General features: G+C 35.8%; 20 protein-coding genes. 5 read left to right on the forward strand and 15 right to left on the reverse strand.

Features of this window, described 5'->3' with window-relative positions; all coding sequences use genetic code 11:
- Positions 1-388 precede the first annotated feature (388 nt).
- The 6 genes from EGI22_RS21235 to EGI22_RS21260 all read right to left on the reverse strand — a co-directional run bounded on the left by EGI22_RS21235 (position 389) and on the right by EGI22_RS21260 (position 4,552).
- Entirely contained in the window at positions 389-2,629 is a 2,241-nt protein-coding gene (locus EGI22_RS21235) for a xanthine dehydrogenase family protein molybdopterin-binding subunit (protein ID WP_255070500.1), read from the reverse strand.
- A gap of 4 nt (positions 2,630-2,633) precedes the next feature.
- Entirely contained in the window at positions 2,634-3,089 is a 456-nt protein-coding gene (locus tag EGI22_RS21240) for a (2Fe-2S)-binding protein (protein WP_255070501.1), read from the reverse strand.
- 162 nt (positions 3,090-3,251) lie between these two features.
- Entirely contained in the window at positions 3,252-3,368 is a 117-nt protein-coding gene (locus EGI22_RS21245) for a twin-arginine translocation signal domain-containing protein (protein WP_255070502.1), read from the reverse strand.
- Positions 3,369-3,452: 84 nt separating this feature from the next.
- Positions 3,453-3,893: a nuclear transport factor 2 family protein gene (locus EGI22_RS21250; RefSeq protein WP_255070503.1), complete on the reverse strand. Its 441-nt coding sequence runs from the start codon at positions 3,891-3,893 to the stop codon at positions 3,453-3,455.
- Positions 3,894-3,921: 28 nt separating this feature from the next.
- Positions 3,922-4,371: a nuclear transport factor 2 family protein gene (locus EGI22_RS21255; protein WP_255070505.1), complete on the reverse strand. Its 450-nt coding sequence runs from the start codon at positions 4,369-4,371 to the stop codon at positions 3,922-3,924.
- 55 nt (positions 4,372-4,426) lie between these two features.
- Entirely contained in the window at positions 4,427-4,552 is a 126-nt protein-coding gene (locus EGI22_RS21260; protein ID WP_255070506.1) for a hypothetical protein, read from the reverse strand.
- Between the two features lie 118 nt (positions 4,553-4,670).
- Between EGI22_RS21260 and EGI22_RS21265 the strand changes: the two genes are divergently transcribed.
- A complete protein-coding gene (locus EGI22_RS21265) occupies positions 4,671-5,582 on the forward strand; it encodes an AraC family transcriptional regulator (RefSeq protein WP_255070507.1) in 912 nt (303 codons plus the stop codon).
- Positions 5,583-5,737: 155 nt separating this feature from the next.
- Here EGI22_RS21265 and EGI22_RS21270 read toward each other — a convergent pair whose 3' ends face one another.
- Together EGI22_RS21270 and EGI22_RS21275 are read right to left on the reverse strand one after the other, a co-directional pair.
- Positions 5,738-7,453, reverse strand: coding sequence for a GMC oxidoreductase (locus EGI22_RS21270; RefSeq protein ID WP_255070509.1), 1,716 nt, complete (start codon positions 7,451-7,453; stop codon positions 5,738-5,740).
- A gap of 262 nt (positions 7,454-7,715) precedes the next feature.
- Positions 7,716-8,258: a gluconate 2-dehydrogenase subunit 3 family protein gene (locus EGI22_RS21275; RefSeq protein WP_255070511.1), complete on the reverse strand. Its 543-nt coding sequence runs from the start codon at positions 8,256-8,258 to the stop codon at positions 7,716-7,718.
- A gap of 389 nt (positions 8,259-8,647) precedes the next feature.
- On the opposite strand from EGI22_RS21275, the gene EGI22_RS21280 reads away from it, so the two are divergent.
- On the forward strand, positions 8,648-9,379 hold the full coding sequence (locus EGI22_RS21280) for a ZIP family metal transporter (RefSeq protein WP_255070512.1): 732 nt from the start codon (positions 8,648-8,650) through the stop codon (positions 9,377-9,379).
- A gap of 109 nt (positions 9,380-9,488) precedes the next feature.
- Here EGI22_RS21280 and EGI22_RS21285 read toward each other — a convergent pair whose 3' ends face one another.
- The 7 genes from EGI22_RS21285 to EGI22_RS21315 all read right to left on the reverse strand — a co-directional run bounded on the left by EGI22_RS21285 (position 9,489) and on the right by EGI22_RS21315 (position 18,034).
- Positions 9,489-9,698 (reverse strand): hypothetical protein, encoded by a 210-nt coding sequence (locus EGI22_RS21285; RefSeq protein WP_255070513.1) that lies wholly within the window; start codon positions 9,696-9,698, stop codon positions 9,489-9,491.
- Positions 9,699-9,789: 91 nt separating this feature from the next.
- Positions 9,790-12,903 carry a DNA methyltransferase gene (locus EGI22_RS21290; RefSeq protein ID WP_255070515.1) on the reverse strand — a complete coding sequence of 1,038 codons (3,114 nt, stop codon included), beginning with the start codon at positions 12,901-12,903 and terminating at the stop codon, positions 9,790-9,792.
- 146 nt (positions 12,904-13,049) lie between these two features.
- A complete protein-coding gene (locus tag EGI22_RS21295) occupies positions 13,050-14,351 on the reverse strand; it encodes a prolyl oligopeptidase family serine peptidase (protein ID WP_255070517.1) in 1,302 nt (433 codons plus the stop codon).
- Positions 14,352-14,665: 314 nt separating this feature from the next.
- Positions 14,666-15,652, reverse strand: coding sequence for an aldo/keto reductase (locus EGI22_RS21300; protein ID WP_255070518.1), 987 nt, complete (start codon positions 15,650-15,652; stop codon positions 14,666-14,668).
- 121 nt (positions 15,653-15,773) lie between these two features.
- Positions 15,774-16,301: a GNAT family N-acetyltransferase gene (locus tag EGI22_RS21305; RefSeq protein WP_255070519.1), complete on the reverse strand. Its 528-nt coding sequence runs from the start codon at positions 16,299-16,301 to the stop codon at positions 15,774-15,776.
- 72 nt (positions 16,302-16,373) lie between these two features.
- On the reverse strand, positions 16,374-17,285 hold the full coding sequence (locus EGI22_RS21310; protein WP_255070520.1) for an AraC family transcriptional regulator: 912 nt from the start codon (positions 17,283-17,285) through the stop codon (positions 16,374-16,376).
- Between the two features lie 2 nt (positions 17,286-17,287).
- The gene (locus tag EGI22_RS21315) at positions 17,288-18,034 is read right to left on the reverse strand and encodes a hypothetical protein (RefSeq protein ID WP_255070522.1); all 747 of its coding nucleotides are present in this window, start codon (positions 18,032-18,034) and stop codon (positions 17,288-17,290) included.
- 537 nt (positions 18,035-18,571) lie between these two features.
- Between EGI22_RS21315 and EGI22_RS21320 the strand changes: the two genes are divergently transcribed.
- Genes EGI22_RS21320 through EGI22_RS21330 form a run of 3 tightly spaced genes read left to right on the forward strand, consistent with a single transcriptional unit; the run spans position 18,572 to position 21,574 of the window.
- Entirely contained in the window at positions 18,572-19,870 is a 1,299-nt protein-coding gene (locus EGI22_RS21320; RefSeq protein WP_255070524.1) for an amidohydrolase/deacetylase family metallohydrolase, read from the forward strand.
- 31 nt (positions 19,871-19,901) lie between these two features.
- Entirely contained in the window at positions 19,902-20,357 is a 456-nt protein-coding gene (locus EGI22_RS21325; RefSeq protein ID WP_255070525.1) for a RidA family protein, read from the forward strand.
- Positions 20,358-20,368: 11 nt separating this feature from the next.
- A complete protein-coding gene (locus EGI22_RS21330; RefSeq protein WP_255070526.1) occupies positions 20,369-21,574 on the forward strand; it encodes a PLP-dependent transferase in 1,206 nt (401 codons plus the stop codon).
- The last annotated feature ends 16 nt before the right edge of the window (positions 21,575-21,590 follow it).

Below are 21,590 nucleotides of genomic sequence, written 5' to 3' on the forward strand. Positions count from 1 at the left end.
AATTGAAAATAGGGTAAAATACTAAAGCAAAATTATAGATTAAATATCCAATTTTCTGTTGAAATAATGCTAAAGTTTGGTGTTTTTTGGCGGTTAGAAGGGGGTGTGGATTCTTTAAAACGCCTTTAAAATAATTGAAATCTAAGTAAGTTTAATATTGGGGATAACTATATCATATTCGATAAACAATATTTTTAAAGAAAAGAATAAAATTAAATGTATTCTTAAAGGTTAAATGAAAAATAGAAGGAATAAACGCTAATTGATTTTGAAATAATATTAATTTTTATGGCTATTTCAATGCAAAACTTTAACAAAAAAAAAATCGAAACAAAAGGCTTAATCCTACTTCTGTTTCGATTATAAAAATTTATCATTTTATTAATTCCTAAACCTCACCACCATCACCTTTCATAAACGGCTGATTATAGTGCCTTTTACCTGTATTTTTGTAAAGAGCATTAGCTACAGCACCAAAAACTGGCGGAAACGGTGGTTCGCCTAGACCTGTTGGGTCTATTTCGTTTTGTACAAAATGCACATCAATAGATTTTGGTGCTTCATTGTGCCTAATCATGCGATAAGTATTGAAATTATTGTGGTCGGCTTTCCCGTCTTTGAAAGTCATTCCTCCATAAAACGATTGACCAATGCCATCTACCACCGCACCTTGCACCATGTTGATAGCTGCATCAGGGTTTATTACTATGCCGCAATCTATCGCCGAAGTTACTTGCTCAACATAAGGTTCGCCATCGCGAGTGACCATATCTACCACATGGGCAGCATAACTGTTATGACAAAAATATGCCGCTACACCTCTATTGTATTTGCCATTTTCCGACTTACCCCATCCAGATTTTTCTTTTACGAGTTCCAAAACTGCTGCATATCTTTCAGCATCGTATTCATTGTTTTTACCAACTGGGTTTTCTTTGGCACGTTTCAACATTTCTAGACGCAATTCTATCGGGTCTTTGCCCATAGCTTCTGCTACTTCATCCAAAAATGATTGCTCCGCGGCAGCGTTGAAGTTAGAGCGGGGAGCTCTAAATGCACCAATGGTAATATTGGTTGGAATTTCCCATGACTCTGCCAAATAATTGTCAACTGCACCTGCTGGGAAACGATTGGCATGAATCGGACTTTCGGGAATACCACCTCCAATCACATGGAAACCAATTAATTTCTTGTTGGCATCCAAGGCTGCACGATAAGTAGCGGTGTACATGGGTCGGTAAATACCGTATGTCATGTCGTCTTCTCTGCTGTAAATCAGCTTAACTGGTGCTTTCATTTTTTGAGAAATTCGAGCAACCTCATAAGCATATTGAGCATAGGCCCTTCTTCCAAATCCACCACCCATTCGGGTCATCTGAATTTCAATTTTTTCAGGTGGTAATTTCAAAATTGAGGCAAGTGTAGGCTCCATCCAGCCTGGGGCTTGAATTGGTCCGGCTACCAAGGCTTTATCTTCTTGCACATGAGCAAAGAAGTTCATGGGCTCCATGCAATTATGAGCTAAAAATGGGGCATTGTAAGTTCGTTCTATAATTGTAGCTGCATTTTTAAAAGCAGCCTCGGGATCTCCATCTTTCCGCAATTCTTTCGCAGGCATTTTTGCGTACTCTGCCATCATCTGCATTTGATTACTGCTGGTCTCAAGTCTTCCAGGAACTACAACTTCAGTTTTACCTCCTCTACCGTTTACTATATTTTTACTATCGCCAGAGGCTTCCCATTGAGCCTTTAACTTTTTTCGGGCATTCATTACTTCCCAAGTAGAGTTTCCAACAACAGCAATCATTTCATTGAATGTACGGGTGTCAAAACCACCTTGAACAAAATCTTCGTCGTATAATTTTATACTAAAAACATCCTTAATACCTGGCATTTTTAAGGCTTGACTAGCATCAAAAGATTTTAGTTTCATTCCAAAAGCAGGAGGATGTTGAATCATAGCGATCAACATGCCGTCCACATGATAATCAATACCGAAAAGGGGCTTCCCAGTAACTACTTTTTGGCCTTCTATATTTTTCTTCGATTTATTAACTATTGAAAAATCTTTAGGTGTTTTAAGAACCATGCCTTGGGGTACCTTTAGACTAGCGGCAAGACTTGCCATTTCCCCGTATTTGGCCGATTTTCCATTTAAATGATAAAGCACACCCGCTTTAGTGGTGATTTCATTCACAGGTACATTCCATGTTTTTGCTGCTGCTTGACATAGCATTTGGCGTGCAGCAGCACCTGCTTCTCTTAGTGGTTTCCAATACATTCGGACTGAATTGCTACCACCGGTAAATTGCGGCCCTAACTTGACATTATCATGTGGACCCATCTCAACTTTCACCTCACTCCAATCTACATCCAATTCCTCTGCTATTATCATCGGTAAAGAAGTCATCACATTTTGACCAAATTCAGGATTTGGGCATAAAATTTTAATGACATTATCTGGGGTGATTTTTATGTAGCCTGTCAACTCACTCCAATCTGCTGGAAGAATCATTACTTCAGCAGCTTTGGCTTCAGTAAACCAGTTGAAACTTAACAATAAGCCCCCTCCTGCCAATGCCGAAGATTTTAAAAATGAACGTCTGTTAAAATTATTCGTATTTTTCATAAGCTTATTTTTTTGCAGCAGTTTTGATTGCTTCTTTGATTCTCAGATAAGTTCCACAGCGGCAAATATTGCCACTCATTGAAGCTTCAATGTCTTCATCGCTTGGGTTTGGGTTGTTTTTTAGTAGTGCAGCCGCAGACATAATTTGTCCAGATTGGCAGTAGCCACATTGGGCCACATCGTGCTCAAGCCAAGCTTTTTGTACGGGATGGGTGGCATTTTCGGAAAGCCCCTCAATAGTGGTCACTTCTTGGTTACCAATCGATGAAACAAGCATCTGACAGGAACGAACAGCCATTCCGTTGAGATGTATCGTACAAGCCCCACACATGGCTATTCCACAGCCGTATTTTGTGCCTGGCATATTTAAGGTATCTCTCAAAACCCAAAGCATAGGGGTAGTAGGGTCAGCCTCTACTTCTTTTACTTTGCCGTTTATTTTTAATTTATATTTTGCCATTATAATGTATTTTAAAATTAATTAAAGTTACTCTTTTTTTTTTATGTTAAAGCTATTGTAATCAAACAGATACTTACAAAAATCAAATAATTTTATGTTAAATATGTTCCATAAATGGCTGTTTGTAAAAACGTTTCCCTGTGGCTTTGTAAAGCGAATTGGCTATTGCTCCGAAAACGGGTGAAAATATAGGTTCATCTTAAACAAGACTCCTCCGCCTGCCAAAGCGGTTGCTTTTAGAAATGAGCGGCGATTGAAGGAATTTTGCGTACGTTTCATAAGATGATTCAGTTTTTTATATGGCTAACGAAACAATAAGCTAATAAAAATATCAGATAAAATTGCTCCCAAATGACAAAACTTTTAGTTTGGCCCCATCAGCTTTGAAAAGGAAAGTGACCCCATTTTCCATTCGTTATTGACTTTAACATAAACTTCTGTTACCATAAACGGATTACTAACTTCGTTGGTACCCACTACGGCCAAAAGTGTGATTCTGTTTAATAATATTACGGTATTATCAATAATAATTGGAGAGAAAACCTCATGAACATCCGCTTTTTTGTAATGAATAAATCCTGATTTGATGATCTCTAACTCACGAGTTTTGCCCCAAGAACCACCCATGTGCACAAACATGGCTTGTTCATCAAATAATTTTTCAAGTTTATCAACGTCTTTGTCGGCCATCCATTGCCATTTATTTTTGGAGAGGGTTTTAATTTCATCCGCCACAGAATTTTGGGCAAATGCTGAAACAGAAAAAACAAAAAATGTCAGGAAACTAAAAAATATTTTTTTCATATTGAAAGTGTTTTTTTGAAGGTTTTAATTACTTTTTGATTTGGTGCGTATCTCTTACGCTACTAAAGGTTAGAGCTAACATTTTCCAGTTTTTTTTCTGTTTTTGATAAACTTCCGTTACCGTAAACTCCGTGGATACGTCAATACCTCTTACGATTGCCACCAAGGTAATTCGGTTCCAAATGATGGCTGTTTTACCTGATATTTCAATGGCTGTATCATGCACTTTGGCTTCTTTGTACCATATACTTCCTGACTTAATAATCTCTAGTTCCTCTGGGGTTTTCCAGGTACCGCTCATGTGTACAAACTTGGCTTTTACATCAAAAAGGTCCGCAAGTTTATCTACATTTTTGTCGGCCATCCATTGCCATTTGTCTTTGGATAGTTGGAGTACTTCTGACTCTGTTTTAGATTGGGCAATGGAGACCTGAAATACTGAAAATGTAATGGCAATGCTTAAAAGGAAGGTTCTCATGATAATTGATTTATTTAGAAATGTCATATTTACGTGAATTCACATACTAAGATTGTTATTTCGCAGCAGGGATAGAGTCATTGTTTGAGCTCTTTTGGGTTGGCGTAGACACCCAAAAAGCGAGTGACGAAAGCCCGCCCGGCTGCCCAAAATTAGAATGAATATTTGCAAAGGTGGGCATAAAAACATTAGGTTAGGGTATATGAATTACTGCTTTTGCTACCATTTTTACTTATTAAATGACTACTCTAACTTTAAGATACTTAATTTGATTATTTTTGGAAGAAACAAGAACAAAAATGGATAGAAAATATAGGATTTCGAGCATAAGCCAGTATAATGCAGACAACAATCAGATGACTTTGCACCCCTTGGTAAGCGTAGTTGATTTTTCGAAAGCAGCAGAAAGAAACTGGGGCGAGGCGTGTAAAATTCGGTTTGAATATGAAATGTATTGCATATACCTAAAAGATGTAAAATGCGGCGATATCCGGTATGGAAGAGAATATTATGATTATCAGGCTGGCACTCTGGTGTTTTTTGCCCCTGGTCAAATAGCAGATTATGATATGCCTGCTGAGCCCTATCAGCCCATCGGTCACGGTTTGGTTTTTCATCCCGACTTGATTCATGGCACTACTTTGGGTAAAATGATACAGGATTATGGTTTTTTCTCGTACAAATCAAACGAAGCCTTACATATTTCAGATGATGAGCGTCAAGTAGTGCTCGATTGTTTTGCCAAAATCTATCGGGAATTAAAACAAGGGGTGGATAAACACAGCAAAAAGCTGATTGTGTCTAACATTGAGCTCTTTTTGAACTATTGTGAACGGTACTACGACCGGCAATTTATCACCCGTGAGAAGGTCAATCATGGTATTTTGGCCAATTTTGAGGAAATGCTTAACGATTATTTCCATTCGGAGAAACCACAGCTTTTGGGTTTGCCGTCGGTATCCTATTTTGCTATGCAATTACACCTTTCTGCCAATTATTTTGGCGATTTAATTAAAAAAGAAACTGGCAAAACTGCCTTAGAATACATCCAAATCAAACTCATTGACACCGCCAAAGAACGCATTTTTGATACATCTAAGTCTATCAGCGAAATTTCGTATGAGCTCGGCTTCAAATACCCTCAGCATTTCACTAGATTATTTAAACAGAAAGTTGGAGTGAGTCCAGTGGAGTTTAGAGGTTTGAATTGAGGTAATTTAATTTTTGACCTCTAGATTATAAGATTATATTATTAGGTATCGGTAAAGTTGATTATTTGTATAGGTAGTTTCACGTCCTTGAAATAAGTTCGAATTATTGTTTAAAAAAAGGTCGTGGCAAAAGATAACCACCACGACCCATCTTTCTACAATTCTTTTTTCTTCAAAGCCTTCACAGCAAAATCTGCTGCACGAGCCGTAAGAGCCATATATGTAATGGAAGGATTTACACATGAAGAGGAGGCCATAGCAGCTCCGTCGGTTACGAAAACATTTTTGCAATCATGTACTTGATTGAAGGCATTTAGTACCGAAGTTTTGGGGTCGCTACCCATACGGGCAGTTCCCATATCGTGGATACCTAAGCCCATGTGCGTTGGTCGGTCATAAGGTGTCACGTTTTTGAAACCAGCAGTTTCCAGCATTTCAACTGCACTGGCTACGATGTCTTTACGCATAGCCCAATCGTTTTCAACAAATGCGGCATCTGTCACTATCATCGGTATTCCCCACTTGTCTTTTTTATCCGAATCTAGAAAAATTCTGTTGTTTGGATTCGGCAAAATTTCGCCAAAACCACCTATCCTGATACTCCAAGGGCCTGGTTTTGTTAAGCTTTGCTTGAAGTCACCACCAAATCCATCAGCATTTACACCTCTTTCCCATCCATCGCGTACGGCACCACCTTGATACCCAAATCCTCTTAAATAAGCGGTTTGTTTGTCGTTACCCCAATTTCGGAAACGTGGAATATACATGGCATTTGGACGTTGACCATATACATAGTCGTCTTCAAAACCTTCAATGGAAGCTGAAGCACCAGAACCCAGTTGGTGATCCATGAGGTTTCTGCCCACTTGGTCGCTATCATTTCCAAATCCATTCTGAAAACGATTCGATTTTGAGTTCAGCATCAAGGCGGCAGTATTAATAGAACCAGCATTTAAGAAGAGAATTTTAGCAAAATACTCTTCCGTTTGCATAGTATTTTGATTTATGATTCTAACGCCAGTGGCACGTTTTTTCTGCTCATCGTAGATGATTTCAGACACTATAGAATCATGCAAAATGCTCAAACGATTGGTACGCATAGCTGCCGGAATTGAACCCGATAAGGAACTATAATACGCACCGTAAGGACAACCTCTTTGGCATTTGTTTCGATATTGGCATGAAGCCCGACCCAAATCTGTATGTATACTTTGAGGTGAAGTCAAATTGGCAACACGACCCACTGTAACTGGACGATTAAACTTTTCGTTCATCATTTTTTTGAAATGTACCTCAGGAGCGAAAAGTGGCATGGCAGGTAAAAAATGCCCATCAGGAAGCACATCTAAGCCTTCTTTTTGACCACTTACGCCAACAAATTTTTCAACATGCTCATACCAAGGTACCAAATCTTCGTATCGAATTGGCCAATCAACACCGATTCCTTCTTTGGCATTGGCTTCAAAATCTTGTTTGTTCCATCTATAAGACTGACGACCCCAATGCATGGACTTTCCACCTGTATGATAAGCACGAATCCAGTCAAATGGGCGTTTTTCGATGTAGGGATTTTCTTTGTCATTGGTCAAATGATTCACAACTTCCTCACTTCCAAGCCCCCAAAATCTACTATTTGCCCAACGTTCTTCGGCTGAAATATTGGTGGTTTTTCCTCGGTGTTCAATCTCCCAAGGTTCTTTCATAGCGGTGTCATAGTCTTCCACATGTTTGATTTCATGACCACGTTCTATCATCAAAACTTTTAGACCTCTTTCTGTAAGTTCTTTTGCCGCAAAACCACCTGACATGCCTGAGCCAACTACAATGGCATCAAAAGTATTATTCTTATTTGCTTTTATATTTAAATTCATGATTTGATTTACGATTTGTTCGATTTATGATTAATTCGATTTTAGATTGATTCGATTTACGATTGATTCGATTTTAGATTGATTCGATTATTTGCGATTGGTTCGATTAATTTGATCAGGCGGCGTCTGCTTTCGATAAGCTCGATTTACGGTTATTATGATTTAAGATTGGTTTGATTTAAGATTAGTTTCAATTTTGAATTCTAAGTTTAAAAACCATAAATCGAATCAATCTAAAATCGTTAATCGGATCAATCTAAAATCAATAAGCATAAGCTTTTTGATTGGGCTTAAGCTTTATCAGTTCAAGTTTACCTGGTATTTGCACATACTCAAATGAAGCCTTTAGGCCAGCTTCTGAGGTGAAATAACCCAAAAGGGTAAGTTCTTTTATCAATCGCCAGAATGGGGTTACATTTCCAGTATTTTTCTTGGTTTCTTGTTCCAACAATTTCAGAACACCCTTTCTTTCATCCGTATTTAAACTTAAAAACTTTACACTTTCCATGCTAGCCAAACCTTCTACAAAGCTCTGTTGCTCAGGTTCTTTGTAGCAATCTTTCAACATCATCTTGATGAAAGCTGGCACACCAACATCTTTCGCTCCCGGTGTATTAGTTTTAGGAATAATTAATTCCGCTATTTCAGCTACAATTTTTTGTTGGGTTTCGGTTAAAGAAAACATCGCACCGTTCATTTTGGGTTTTGTAGATTTATCCCAATTATCCATCGCCATGACTGTTGATGCAGAAAACGCCCCACCCAACATCAAAGCTACATTTCTTATGACTTCTCTTCTGTTCATTTTTTTTCTAAAGATTGAATATTTTATCAAAAACAAATATATTTATTCCATCTGATAATTCGCTCATGAAGCAGAAATTTATTCGTGTAAAAAAAACACTTATTGAGTTTTGGAAATACTTTGGAGTGCTTTATGTTTTTATAAAAAAAGGACTTTATTGACTTTGAAAAAGTATTTGATAAAAACAAGTCCATTAATAATATCTACTACGACCTAATTTTTAAATATCCCCAATATTTCAAGAGGTTTTTTAAACAAAATTTGTGGTTTCTAATTTGTATGTCGGAAGGTGAATTAAAGAAAAAAAACAAAATCCTTGTCTCAATCTAATTACTTATTAATGATAAAAATATTACCATTACTTTTGCAAAAAAAACATTCAAAATCTCATGTCAGAAATTCTAATTCAGATAGCTTTATTTGCCTTAATTCCTGTTATCACCATGAATCTAGGTGGTATAATTGCATTAATCCGTCAGCCAAACGGTAATGTAAGAAGTTTGATTTTGCATTTTGCTGCTGGGGTGGTTTTTTCGGTGGTTGCAGTTGAGATTTTGCCAGATATTGTAAAAGAGCATGAACCAGTAATGGTGGTGATTGGATTCTCCCTTGGCTTGATTACTATGTTGGCAATAAAGCGGTTTTCGGAAAGTAAAACTGGAGAAAAAGTTAATATAAATGATAGCAAATTACCCATAAGTCTCTTAGTTGCAGTTGGTGTCGATATTTTTATTGACGGACTTTTGCTAGGTATTAGCTTCAATGCTGGAAAAAAAGAAGGTTTATTGCTTGCAATAGCTTTGAGTCTTGAACTTCTGTCTTTAGGAATAGCAACTTCTACAGAATTACGACAGAACAAATTAAGCAAATTTAGGACCGCAGGACTTATTTTTGGTTTGACAATGATTTTCTTTTTAAGTGCAGTTTTAGGTTCATCTCTTTTGGCCAATCTTTCGCATCAATATATAGAAGTGGTACTTTCATTTGGTTTATCCGCACTTTTGTTTTTGGTAACCGAAGAATTGCTTTTAGAAGCCCACGAAGAGGCAGAAACTGCATGGCACACTGCTGTATTCTTTTTCGGTTTTTTGATATTTTTGATTTTAGGAATGGTTGTTTAGGTAAATAGGAATGAATTTACCTTATTGTAAAATTCAGTTTTGATTAATGTGGGTTTGTCGTTGATCTTATCCAAATACTTCTCAAACTTTTTTGTGATAATAACTTCCATTATTCACTAATTTTTGCTCTCAATTTCTTTAAGAAAGTCGAAGTATTAACGGTTTGAGATTTATCCACTTTCTCCATAATATTTCCCAATAAAAAATCTTCCAATTCATTAACTTTGAACAACTTGCCAGTATCTCCCATCTTTTTTGCCAATTCCAAAATCAATCTAGCATTTGCCGAAGAATTTGTATTTATTATTACTGTTTTCATCTATATTTTTTTAAAAAAATTAATAAAAAAATTAACAATTATAAAAATCGAAATTGGATCTCCGAAATCAGAATATAAAAAGGAAGTTATTTTAATTCCCCTCTACAATCTTAATTTCCTCTTCGGTAAGGCCATAAAGTTGATAAACCATGGCATCTATTTCTTTGTCTGTTTTGTCTATTTCGGCTTTTATGGATTGGGCTTTTTGTGCTTCTACCGAAAAATAACCTTCCCATTCTGCTTCTTCTGCAAGACTTAATTTTATTTTCTTTTTGGCTAATTCAGCAATAAACTCTTTGTAAGTCAATGAATACCAATTCTCTAACTTAGTTGACAGTTCAGTTAATTCAAATTTACGTTGAAGTGTTCTTTGAAATTTTTGCGATTGCTCTTGAAGGTTTTTATTTTGAAAAAGTATTGTTTCTACTAAACTTGTTAATTCTTGGTTTGTGGAGGGAACGGGAATTTGTCCAAAGTATTTCCAAATAAGCTGATAACCATTTTGAATTTGAGTACAAAATTTACTTATCAACCACCAACCCATTTTTGAATTCAAAACTCCTAATAATGCTTTATTTTCTGTTGGAATTATCCACATTGAATTGTTACAATACAAACCTAATTCGTCATAAATAAAACAAGGCTTGACCTGAAAGGTTTGAAACATTATTTTAGGTTTGGAAAAAAACTCATAGTAGTTAATAGAATCTGAGGTTTCAAACCATTTATTTGTTGTTTTTTTCCTACTACCTTTTTCGCCACTTTGTTCCAATCTTTGAATACCGAATTTCAATAAATGATTTTTAATTCCTTGAATATTTTCAATGTCTAATTTAAATGCAGGAAAAGTACCTATTAGGTAATTTTCAATTTTTAGTGGACAATATCTACTTATATTTCTGCCCTGAACAAAAGGAAAAATATAATTCTTAGCATTATAATCACTGTTAATAATTTCATTTTTTGTCAATTCATTAATAAAAAACGCTTCAGATAAACCAGTTTTTACGCCATAATATGCGTCACCATTTATATAATCTTCAAGAGTTAATAATTGATTTTGTAGTTTGGTTAATAGCTCTTTATCTGAATTCGAAGAAATCACCCATGTTTGTTCATTGAAGGAACCGATTGGAAATATTTGCGTATTTTGATGAATATTAAAATCAAAATCATTTTTCATTTCAGATTTTAAAACCGAAATGGGTATGTAATCAGAAGGATCTTTTTTTTCAGATATAAAAATACAAGGATAAGTTGTAGCCCCTTCAAAAATTTGCAAATCTCCAAAATCTATTAGTTGATTCATTTGAAATTTTAGAAAATAACTCCTCAATGATTTGCCATATTCCGCCTGTAACCATTTGTTAGGCATTATATAAGAAACTATTCCCCGAGTTTTTACAATTCCAAAGCCTTTTTCAACAAATAGAACATATAAATCACCTCTTTTTTCGAATGTTTCATATCCTAATTTAGATATTTGTTCAGACAAAATCTTATTAGTTTCTAATTTCACATACGGCGGATTCCCAATAATTACATCAAAACCACCTTTGTCAAAAACCTGAGGAAATTCCTCATTCCAATTGAATGCTTTTTCGCCAGCTATTTCGGGGTCGTCTATTAACGAGTTGCCACATTTTATATTACTATTGAGGTCATTGAGTTTTCTGTTGGGCTGTGCAGTCCTTAGCCAAAGCGAAAGTTTGGCTATTTCTACACTTTCCTCGTTTAAATCCACCCCAAAAAGGTTGTTTTCTAAAATACTTTTCGAAACGTCGTTTAATAAAATGGCATCACCAAATAACTTGGCTTGCAGTTCGTCGAGATATTTGTGTTCGTTAATAAGAAAATCAAGTGCCTGATTAAGAAACGCCCCAGAGCCACAAGCAGGGTCGCAGATTGTAAGTTGTAGAAGCCATTCTCTATAATTTTTCAATTTGTCAAAAAACGGCCCACGAGCTTTACCAGTTTTCTTTACAAAGTCCTCATCTTTAAGCTCTAACTCAGCTTTTTTATCAATACATAGTTTACCAACGGTGTTTTCTACTATGTATTTGGTTATGTATTTTGGAGTATAAAATACCCCGTCTTTTTTGCGTTTAGTTTTCGACTTTTCTATTTCTTGACCTTCTAATTGAGCTTGAATTTCATCCAATTCGTTCAAAGAGTTTTCGAAAATATGCCCAAGAATGTTAACATCTACTTCGCTTTCAAAATTGTATTCCGATAGCTTGTGGGTATGCCTAAATAATAATTCATCGTCGATACTGATGGCGTCTAGCAATTCGTCAGGCTTGAAAAGCCCGCCGTTATATGCAAACACATCGTATCTTTTACCTTTAAAACCGGTATTTAGATAGCCAAAATATTTTTTAAATCTGCTATAGAGTGGTGTATGCTCGTCTCTATCCTGGATGTCACGCCAATCGTTCAAAACCAACCTCACCGAGTTTGGTGGAAGGAGATTTCGATCTTCGGCAAAAAACAAAAACAAAAATCTATCGAGTAGTTTTTGAGATTTTTTAAAGAGCGTAAGAGCATCAAATTCGGGATTAAGCTGAACCAGATTTTGATGTAACTCCCTTTTAAACAGCGAATAATCTTTGTAAAGTTTTTTGGTGATGTTGTCTTCTTCACTTAAAGACTCCGCCTTGATTTTTTGAGGAATATTGGCCTGAATGGTCTCAAACGAAAGACATAAATAGAGCAGTTCGAACTCTGCCTCCGTTAAAGTAAACAAATTGAACTCCAAATGGTCTATGGCGTTATCGATATAAAACCAAAGTTTTTCAAAATTTGAAGTAATGACATAGGTGCAATTGGCCTGATTGTTTTTGTAGCCAAATGCTTGCGTTTCGATTTTTGCAAGATCTGTGGTGTCGGTTCCTTTAAGCTCAATTACAGCTGTTACAATTCCATTTATGATAATGGCCCCATCAGATTTTTTGCTATCCTTCTCGTTTTTCTTTTCAGTTATTAAATTAAAATTGGGCTCAGGATTCTGTTTGTAACCCAGCACTTTTACGAATAAATCTCTAAAAAAACCTTCTTGATATTGCTCTTCCTTGCTGTTTCTGATGTTTTCCTGAATATCTGCATTGTGGAAATGTGACCTAAATACAGAATAGGCAGTTTTTAAAACTTCTTTATTTATATTGTTGGCGTATTTTTTTGAAACTGTGGCTTGGAAAAAGGACATTGCGGTTTAAAGAAAATTATGTTTTCGAATGGTTTAAAATGTGAATATACATTTCAATTTCTTAATATTTTCCATTTTTCGAGAAATCATTAAAGATGGAAGGTATAAAAAAAATCAAGGTGGCTAAACCACCCTGATTAATCAAATTACTTCTTAGCCTGAGCGGCCGTCCATTCCATCAAAGTAGTTGGTTTGTCATTGAGCAAAACTTCCGATCCGTCATATTCGGTATGAGATTGGTTGGCATGCGAATATATCCACGACCAATGTCCATTGAAATAATAATTTTCACCGCCATACATACCTGAAAGGTCCGTCACATGCTCATAAAAACTGAAATGAACATTTTTAGCTCCTGCTTTTTTCAATCTTTCATAAACGGGTATTGCAGTTTTAACAGGATCAGTGGTTTTATCATCTTTAGATTGAATAAACCAAATCGGAACATTTTTTATGCTATTTATCTGAGCATCAGTAATATATTGCGATTGATAAGCCAATGCACTTATATATCCAGCAGCAAAATAATTGGGTTCTTTCAAAATCAATTTCAAAGACATATAACCTCCATTTGAACAGCCTCCTAAATATATTCTCTTTTTATCAATTCCAGGATGAGCGTTTACATATTCTTTAATTAAAGCCATCAAACCTACATTATACACATCTTCTCCATTTCCAGATTGGGTTTTGCCATCTTTGTCGTGCATCCAAGCACCAGGGGTCTGTGGAACTAAAACATAAGCTCCACCAAAATATTTTTGAATTTCGGGCGAAGCATAGTTAAAAGCCTTATTGGCTGTCAAAGCTATACTTGGGTCTGTTCCACCTTCGCCACCGCCATGTAGCCAAATGATAAGTGGTGCTTTGGAAGCAGATTTTTTAGGTATAAAGTGGGCATAAGTAAGCGATTTACCCGTTTCGTATTCGTATTTTCCAGATAAATCAAACTCGTCAATTATGGGCATTATCCTTCCTTTTTCTTTGTCCCAAACTTGGTTGGTTTTATTATTGGTAACCGTCATTTTATAGTTTACCCATTGGTTGCCTCTACACTCTGCTTTTCGTGAATATTGCAAAGCTGAACAGATGGATAGATTAGGAGCAACGTATAATATCAAAGTAACAAATGATCCTTCCTCTAACCTACTACCTTTGCTGTCAGACACATAAGCAAATATAACCGTCCGATTTCCTTTTGCATCAGCTACAGGAACTTCAGCACAGTCATGACTTCTTTCTGCATAAACCGAATAATCTGCCATGTCAACTGATTTGGCTGGAGCGTTAAGTCCAACCACAACTTTATTGACCATCGGTCCCCAATCAAATCCCTCGATTATAGCAGTGTATTCTCGCGATTGAGGGTTTTGCGAATGGCCTTTTTGAAATATTCCAAATACTAAAAGCAGCAACAAAAAGAGTTTTCCAAATTTCATTTCTTTCATTTTATTAAGGTTTTTTTATGCAAAATACAGATAAAAAACTAAAACTAACAATCGATTATTTTTGATGTTCTATGCAAAGATTTGAAATGGAAGGTTGGTTAGTGAATCTATTTGAAACATGAGTCCAAAAGCACATTAAAACAAAAAAAAGAGTTAAAATTATCTTTTGTGAAGGCATTAAATTTCTAAAATTGTGTATTTCAATAACCTGTATAAAGTTCTTTAGTTTGATGTGGAAACTTTTCATTAACCGATTTGAAAAATAATTTAATCACCTCTATTATCATTTTTTTGAAATAGTGGCAAAATCCACATTACAAGCCAGTTGCAGCTTCTTGAGCCTCTGTATATCTAGATCCTATAATTTTAACCTTCTCCGAAGCAGCTGTAAGCTCTAAAAGTTCTTGTTTTGTGAATTCAATTTCGACAGCAGCATTATTTTCGATTAAACGATGAATTTTCGTTGTCCCTGGAATCGGAACCGTCATTGGATTTCGAGCCAGAACCCAAGCCAAAGCTATTTGAGCATTTGTGGCACTTTTGAGCTCTGCAAATTTTGCAATAACATCTATCAAAGCTTGGTTAGCCACACGTGCATCTTCCGAAAATCTTGGAATAACTCCTCTGATATCTCCTGCCTCAAACTTCCTGTCTTTGTTCATTGCACCTGTCAAAAAACCTTTGCCTAATGGGCTAAATGGCACAAATCCGATTTCTAATTCTTCTATGGTTGGAATGATTTCAGTTTCATGCTGGCGTGTCCAAAGGGAATACTCGCTTTGCAATGCCGAAACTGGGTGCACTGCATGGGCCTTTCTTATGGTATTGGCACCAGCCTCAGAAAGTCCAAAATATTTAGCTTTTCCTTCTTTTATCAAATCTTGAACAGCTCCGGCTACATCTTCGATAGGTACATTTGGGTCTACTCGATGCTGATACAACAAATCAATACATTCAATGCCTAGCCTTTTTAAAGAGCCATCAACAGCTTTTCTTATATTTTCTGGTCGGCTATTTACACCTGCCATTTTGCCATCAACAATATTAAAACCAAACTTTGTGGCAATCTTAACCTTATTTCTAAATGGTTTCAATGCCTTTCCTACTAACACTTCATTAGAAAATGGCCCATAAACTTCCGCAGTATCAAAAAAAGTAATGCCTACTTCAACTGCCTTTTGTAACAAAGCAATCGACTCACTTTCGGATGGAAATGGAGCATAAGAAAAACTCATTCCCATGCATCCTAAGCCTATACATGAAACTTCTAAACCTTGATTTCCTAATTTTCTTGATTTCATAAAATTGTTTTTAACCTTACAAAAATACAACAAGAAATAGCCAATAATTAACGATATTCAAACGATTTGTTACGAAAATCAAATAAACGTAATTGTGATTTAACTTAATTTTATCTCTATTTTAAGCTTCTTTCAAATACATTTTCATCATAATATCAGTCTGCTCGTCGTCGCCTAATTTGAAAATATGTTTGTCAAATTCTACGAAACCATTTTTCTTATAAAAACTGATGGCTCTTGGATTTTCTTCCCACACGCCTAACCAAACATAATCTACTTGTTTATCTTTCGCAATTTTTATTGCTTGGTCATAAAGCAATTGGCCGACACTTTTTCCATGAAATTCCTTCAAAACATAAATTCGCTCAATTTCAAGAGCTTTTTCATCTTTCAATTCGGTTTGTGACTGACCAAAATTTAGTTTTAAATAACCTATAACTTGGCTTTGGAGCTTAGCAAAATAAAACTCGGCATTTGTATCATTGAGTTCATTGTTAAGTTTTTCTAATGAAAAACCTTCCTCTAAATATTTTGACATATTCTCTTCAGTATTTCCAGAAGAAAATGTCTCAAAAAAAGTTTGCTTTCCGATTTGCTGTAAATCAGGCAGATCTATCTTTTTAACTTTAACTATTTCAATGGATTTCATACTTTAAATATGTATTTTTTTTCAATTTAATAATTTAAATTTCTCCAAGATTTAAGAATTAAACAATAAATCTCAAATGTTTCTAAACTTGGAAGGACTAATCCCTAAGTGTTTTTTGAAAAAATTATTGAAGTGTGTAACTTCGGTAAAACCCAGAGCATAGGCAATTTCGGAAATATTCCAATTACTTTGCTTAAGCATAATTTTGGCCTCTTGAAGTAGCCTTTCAGCTATAATTTGAGTTGTAGTTTTTTGTGTAATTTCCTTTACCGCCCTGTTCAAATGATTCACATGCACATTTAATTGCTCTGCAAATTCTGATGCCGAACGAAGCTTTATGCTCGGGTGGTTTTCGTCTATTGGATATTGCCTTTCTACCAATTCCAAAAATATAGTGGAGATTCTCTGAGAGGCTTTGATTTGTTGTCCGCCCATATGTTTTTCTAACAAAGAGGCGGGTTCCATTTTCATTGCAAAATGTAGCAATTCAAACACAAGATTTCGCAGGACGTCATATTTATGTACATATTCTGAATTTATCTCTTCAAACATTTTTGCAAATATTGGCCTTACCAATTCACCTTGTTCTTCTGTAAGCTCAAACACATGATTACCAGTCGGTTGAAAAACAGAATATTGATTTAGATCGCCAAATCTTTGAAAGAAATCCTGATTGAAAATACAGTAGGAACCCTCAATAATACGCTCCAAATTTTCACATTTATAGGGTATATGTGGATTAGAAAAAAACAAAGCCTGATTTTTAACTTTTATCACTCTGTCGGCATATTGAATTTCAATGTCTCCCAACACATACATGACTTTATAAAAATCTCTTCTTTTGTACGGTAAATTTCGGGCTTTACTAGATTCTACAATTTCATGTTTAAACACATTGAAATGCCCGATATTGTTTTTCAACCTATCAGGAATCCAATCAAACTTACGCTTATAAAATTCCTCTAAAGTTTCTTTGTTATCCATTTTCAAAATCTGACATTTAAGCCTACATTCCAAACGAAATTGTCACCGGGAATAGTGGATTTAAGTTTGTAAGTAACAATAGAAGATATTCCGACAGGGCAATCTTTTCTATTTATTCGTAGTGACTCGTTTATGTATGTTCCTTTTTTGCCATCCAAATCTAAATAAAACAACTGTGGAAATAAACTTAAATAATATTTTTTACTGATATCTATATGCGGAAAACGAGGTTGTAAAGACACAAAATAACTGTTTTGGACTGCATAAGAATCGAGGCCTTTAGAATACAAAGCATAAAGGCCTAACTGAAATTTTGGAGAGTGAATATATACAGGCACTACCTCTGTGGCAACATATCGTTGTGAAATATATCTTTGCTCTTCTTTGCCATTTATAGAAACAGTACTTGGGCGAATCACATAGGAGGGATGAGCTCCTACATTAAACCCAAAATGCTGCCTGTTTTTGATTTTGAATCGCATCCAATATATATAAGACCACGGTTTTCCATTCAAACCCCAACGTAGCTCAGGCTCAAAAAATATGCCTTTTTTTCCTAAAGATACATTAAGAATGACCGCTGGTTTTCCATAAGTCAAATTTGGAAAAAGGGAGATGCCGTTGTTGTTGATATTGATATTAGCAGAGGCTTTTAATGGTTCTTGAACTTTTACACTATCGCTTTTTTGTGCTATTAAATCAAAAAAAGGCAAGAGAACAAATAGAATGAACAGAAGGGCTTTGAACATATAATAACTGTTGTTTTTAGATTTTTACCTTACAAAATTAAAGCTGAAAATTAATTAAATTTAATAATTTTCAAACCAAAACTTACGAAAATCAAACAATAAATTTAGGAGAACAAACTAGAAAATTTGATTTTAGATACAAGGCCAATCTATAATATTAAGTAATAGGATACAATTAGGCCGTTTATGTTCAAATATTTACCGATACAATTAAATTATTTGTGTTAAATATAAAAACTGAAACTTTGACAAAAAACACTGTTAAATGAACTATCGTCTTTTGAGCACGGAAATAAGTAAAAATCAAATAGACAATTTCATTTTAAGAAATAGGTGTTTCTTTTTAACTAACACCTATTACTTCAAATAGGGATAATTTCATAAAACACTTTCTGCAAGCATTATTAAAATATTTTAAAAATAAATCTTCTTTTTTTATGCTTTTCTAAATATTTTTCCTAAATTTCTATTAGTTAATTCATTAACACGCTATTCAACCTTAAATAAATTTTAATTTATTCTTAATAAGTACCGCTTATGAAGAGTTTTTATCTTACCAAACGCTGGCTAAGTCGCCATACACTTGTTACGTTAAGTGTTTGTTTTTGTCTGATTACTGCTCATGTTAGAGCTCAAGACTACGACATAATTATTAAAAACGGTCGCGTAATTGACCCAAAAAATGGTATAGATGGATTACAAGACCTTGCCATAAAAGATGGGAAGGTTGCCCTCGTTGCCAAATCGATTGACGCTAAAGCATCACAAGTGGTTGACGCACGTGGTTTTCTAGTTACACCTGGCCTTATTGATATTCATGCTCATGTGTTTTTTGGTACCGAACCAGATCATTATTTGAGCAATGGGCTTACTGCTGTCATGCCAGATGGTTTTAGTTTTCGTGTAGGCGTTACTACTTTGGTAGATGCAGGCGGAGCTGGATGGAAATCTTTTCCCACTTTTAAGAAAAACATCATTGATAATTCCCAAACACGGGTTTTATCTTTCATGAATATTGTGGGAGAAGGCATGGTGGGTGGTGTGCACGAGCAAAACCTGGGGGATATGGATGCCCGAATGACGGCCATGGTTGCCAAAAGATACAAAGACTATGTGGTAGGTTTAAAAGTAGCCCATTTTAACGGACCAGAATGGAAGCCAGTGGATGAAGCTGTAAAGGCGGGTACAGAAGCTAATATTCCAGTTATGATTGATTTTGGAGGAAATAACCCGCCTAAATCTATCCGAGAATTATTTTTTGATCACCTAAGGCCTGGGGACATTTTCACCCATGCCTATACAGACCTCAGACCCAATGAAAGCGGAGAAAACAAGGTTCGGGAATTTATAGTAGATGATGTCAGTAAAAAAGTGAAGCCATTTGTTTTTGATGCACAAAAAAGAGGGATAATTTTTGATGTGGGTTATGGAGGTGCCAGTTTCAATTATTCTCAAGCTATGCCAGCCTTGCAGCAAGGCTTTTTTCCAAATACGATTAGTACCGATTTGCATACTGGCAGTATGAATGCTAGTATGAAAGACATGCTGAATATCATGTCGAAGTTTTTGCAGATGGGAATGAAACTGCCCGCCGTAATTGAAGCTTCTACTTGGAAGCCGGCTCAGGTGATTCAGCGTGAAGAATTGGGTCATTTAAGTGTGGGAGCCATTGCCGATATCGCCATTCTTAATTTGCGTGAAGGAAACTTTGGCTTTTACGACAAAACAGGCTTTAAAGTAACTGGAAAGCAGAAATTCGAATGCGAAATGACCATAAAAGGTGGTCGAATTGTATACGATTTGAATGGAATCGCCAATCCTATTTACAAAAAATAAAACCTAATTATAAATTTTAACAATAAACATAATGAAAGAAAATCGAAGACCCCTTTTAAAGAAAATTTTAGGCTCTTTTTTAGCTGTAACCGGAATGAGCTATGCTGCCAAAGCTGAGCCCAATGAAGAAAAAGAAGTATTTAGTGTAGAAACTGACGATGAAATTCCTTTGTTTTCGGGAGCTACTAAATTGGGAAAAATGGTTTTTATAGCTGGAAAAGGAGCTCATTTTGATGGAGATATTAAGGCACATACCGACCATGTGCTTAAAGAATTAGAGAAAGAACTGATTAAAGCGGGTTCATCTATGCATAAGGTTCTTAAAGTATCGGTTTTTTTGAACGACATCGCCGACTACAAAGGCATGAATGAGGTATATAAAGGTAGGTTTGGCAAAAAACCGCCAGTACGTACTACGGTTGCTGTGGCTAAAGGTGGTGTACCTGGAGATTCGCTGGTTGAAATGGACTGTATTGCTTACATATAATTTAAAAGAATATGCAAAGAAGAGATTTACTTAAAAACTTAGGCGTTATACCTTTAGCTGGTATGTCAGTAAATGGTCTGGACATTACACCGAAAGAGCTTGCTGTAAAAAGAAACCTCTTTGAAGAGCTAGGTGTAAGAACCTTTATTAATGCGGCAGGTACTTATACCTTTATGACGGGTTCACTGATGCAAGATGAAGTAGTAGAGGCTATTCGCAGCACCTCAAAAGAATTTTGCCTTTTAGATGACCTTCAAGATAAAGTAGGCGAAAAAATAGCAGCTTTGGTAAAATCGGAATCTGCTGTTGTAACTGCAGGGTGTTTTTCGGCTATGACTTTGGGGCTTGCGGGCGTACTATCGGGCATGGATACCAAAAAAGTAGCACAAATTCCTCACCTCGAAGGCACAGGTATGAAATCCGAAGTTATCATCCAAAAAGGGCATAATGTGGGATATTCGCAGGCACTTACCAACACAGGTTGCAAAATGGTTTTTGTGGAAACCAAAGAAGAAGTAGAAAAGGCAATCAATGATAAAACAGCACTGCTTTGGTTTTTGAATATCCAATCAGATCAAGGGAAAATTACACATGAAGAATGGGTGTCTTTAGGAAAAAAACACAATATTCCCACCATGATCGATATCGCTGCTGACGTGCCTCCGGTTTCTAATTTATGGAAGTTTAATGACATGGGTTTTGATCTAGTATGTATTTCTGGAGGAAAAGCCATGCGTGGTCCACAAAGTGCAGGACTGTTGATGGGAAAGAAAAACCTCATAGATGCGGCCCGCTTATCAATGCCACCTAGAGGGTCTACCATAGGTCGCGGTATGAAAGTCAACAAAGAAGAAGTCGTTGGAATGTATGTGGCATTAGACCATTATGTTAAGCACGATCATGCAGCCGATTGGAAAATGTGGGAAGGACGTGTGGCCACTATTTCTAAAGCTATTAGTACTTTTCCAGGACTTACTACTGACATAAGGATTCCTAAACTGGGAAATATAACTCCAACACTACACGTGGAATGGGATCCGGCTAAAGTAAAAATTAGCTCCAAACAATTGCAAGAAAACCTGAGGAATGGTAGCCCATCGATTGAAATTGTGAATAACGGTGAGAACCACATCAGCATGACTACTTGGATGATGAATCCGGGAGAAGATGCAAAAGTAGCAAAACGATTGAAAGAGGAGTTCCAAAAAGCTGTTTGATTTTAGAAGGTGTATA

The sequence above is a fragment of the Lacihabitans sp. LS3-19 genome (assembly GCF_024343575.1).
Classification (GTDB): Bacteria; Bacteroidota; Bacteroidia; order Cytophagales; family Spirosomataceae; genus Leadbetterella.

What these genes read in the sequence shown, in the direction of transcription:
- EGI22_RS21270 (WP_255070509.1), bottom strand. Translation starts at nt 7,453, where the DNA reads ATGAATTTAAATATAAAAGCAAATAAGAATAATACTTTTGATGCCATT.
- EGI22_RS21330 (WP_255070526.1), top strand. Translation starts at nt 20,369, where the DNA reads ATGCAAAGAAGAGATTTACTTAAAAACTTAGGCGTTATACCTTTAGCT.
- EGI22_RS21310 (WP_255070520.1), bottom strand. Translation starts at nt 17,285, where the DNA reads ATGGATAACAAAGAAACTTTAGAGGAATTTTATAAGCGTAAGTTTGAT.
- EGI22_RS21255 (WP_255070505.1), bottom strand. Translation starts at nt 4,371, where the DNA reads ATGAGAACCTTCCTTTTAAGCATTGCCATTACATTTTCAGTATTTCAG.
- EGI22_RS21315 (WP_255070522.1), bottom strand. Translation starts at nt 18,034, where the DNA reads ATGTTCAAAGCCCTTCTGTTCATTCTATTTGTTCTCTTGCCTTTTTTT.
- EGI22_RS21300 (WP_255070518.1), bottom strand. Translation starts at nt 15,652, where the DNA reads ATGAAATCAAGAAAATTAGGAAATCAAGGTTTAGAAGTTTCATGTATA.
- EGI22_RS21240 (WP_255070501.1), bottom strand. Translation starts at nt 3,089, where the DNA reads ATGGCAAAATATAAATTAAAAATAAACGGCAAAGTAAAAGAAGTAGAG.
- EGI22_RS21275 (WP_255070511.1), bottom strand. Translation starts at nt 8,258, where the DNA reads ATGAACAGAAGAGAAGTCATAAGAAATGTAGCTTTGATGTTGGGTGGG.
- EGI22_RS21305 (WP_255070519.1), bottom strand. Translation starts at nt 16,301, where the DNA reads ATGAAATCCATTGAAATAGTTAAAGTTAAAAAGATAGATCTGCCTGAT.
- EGI22_RS21320 (WP_255070524.1), top strand. Translation starts at nt 18,572, where the DNA reads ATGAAGAGTTTTTATCTTACCAAACGCTGGCTAAGTCGCCATACACTT.
- EGI22_RS21235 (WP_255070500.1), bottom strand. Translation starts at nt 2,629, where the DNA reads ATGAAAAATACGAATAATTTTAACAGACGTTCATTTTTAAAATCTTCG.
- EGI22_RS21290 (WP_255070515.1), bottom strand. Translation starts at nt 12,903, where the DNA reads ATGTCCTTTTTCCAAGCCACAGTTTCAAAAAAATACGCCAACAATATA.
- EGI22_RS21280 (WP_255070512.1), top strand. Translation starts at nt 8,648, where the DNA reads ATGTCAGAAATTCTAATTCAGATAGCTTTATTTGCCTTAATTCCTGTT.
- EGI22_RS21260 (WP_255070506.1), bottom strand. Translation starts at nt 4,552, where the DNA reads ATGCCCACCTTTGCAAATATTCATTCTAATTTTGGGCAGCCGGGCGGG.
- EGI22_RS21250 (WP_255070503.1), bottom strand. Translation starts at nt 3,893, where the DNA reads ATGAAAAAAATATTTTTTAGTTTCCTGACATTTTTTGTTTTTTCTGTT.
- EGI22_RS21295 (WP_255070517.1), bottom strand. Translation starts at nt 14,351, where the DNA reads ATGAAAGAAATGAAATTTGGAAAACTCTTTTTGTTGCTGCTTTTAGTA.
- EGI22_RS21265 (WP_255070507.1), top strand. Translation starts at nt 4,671, where the DNA reads ATGGATAGAAAATATAGGATTTCGAGCATAAGCCAGTATAATGCAGAC.
- EGI22_RS21245 (WP_255070502.1), bottom strand. Translation starts at nt 3,368, where the DNA reads ATGAAACGTACGCAAAATTCCTTCAATCGCCGCTCATTTCTAAAAGCA.
- EGI22_RS21325 (WP_255070525.1), top strand. Translation starts at nt 19,902, where the DNA reads ATGAAAGAAAATCGAAGACCCCTTTTAAAGAAAATTTTAGGCTCTTTT.
- EGI22_RS21285 (WP_255070513.1), bottom strand. Translation starts at nt 9,698, where the DNA reads ATGAAAACAGTAATAATAAATACAAATTCTTCGGCAAATGCTAGATTG.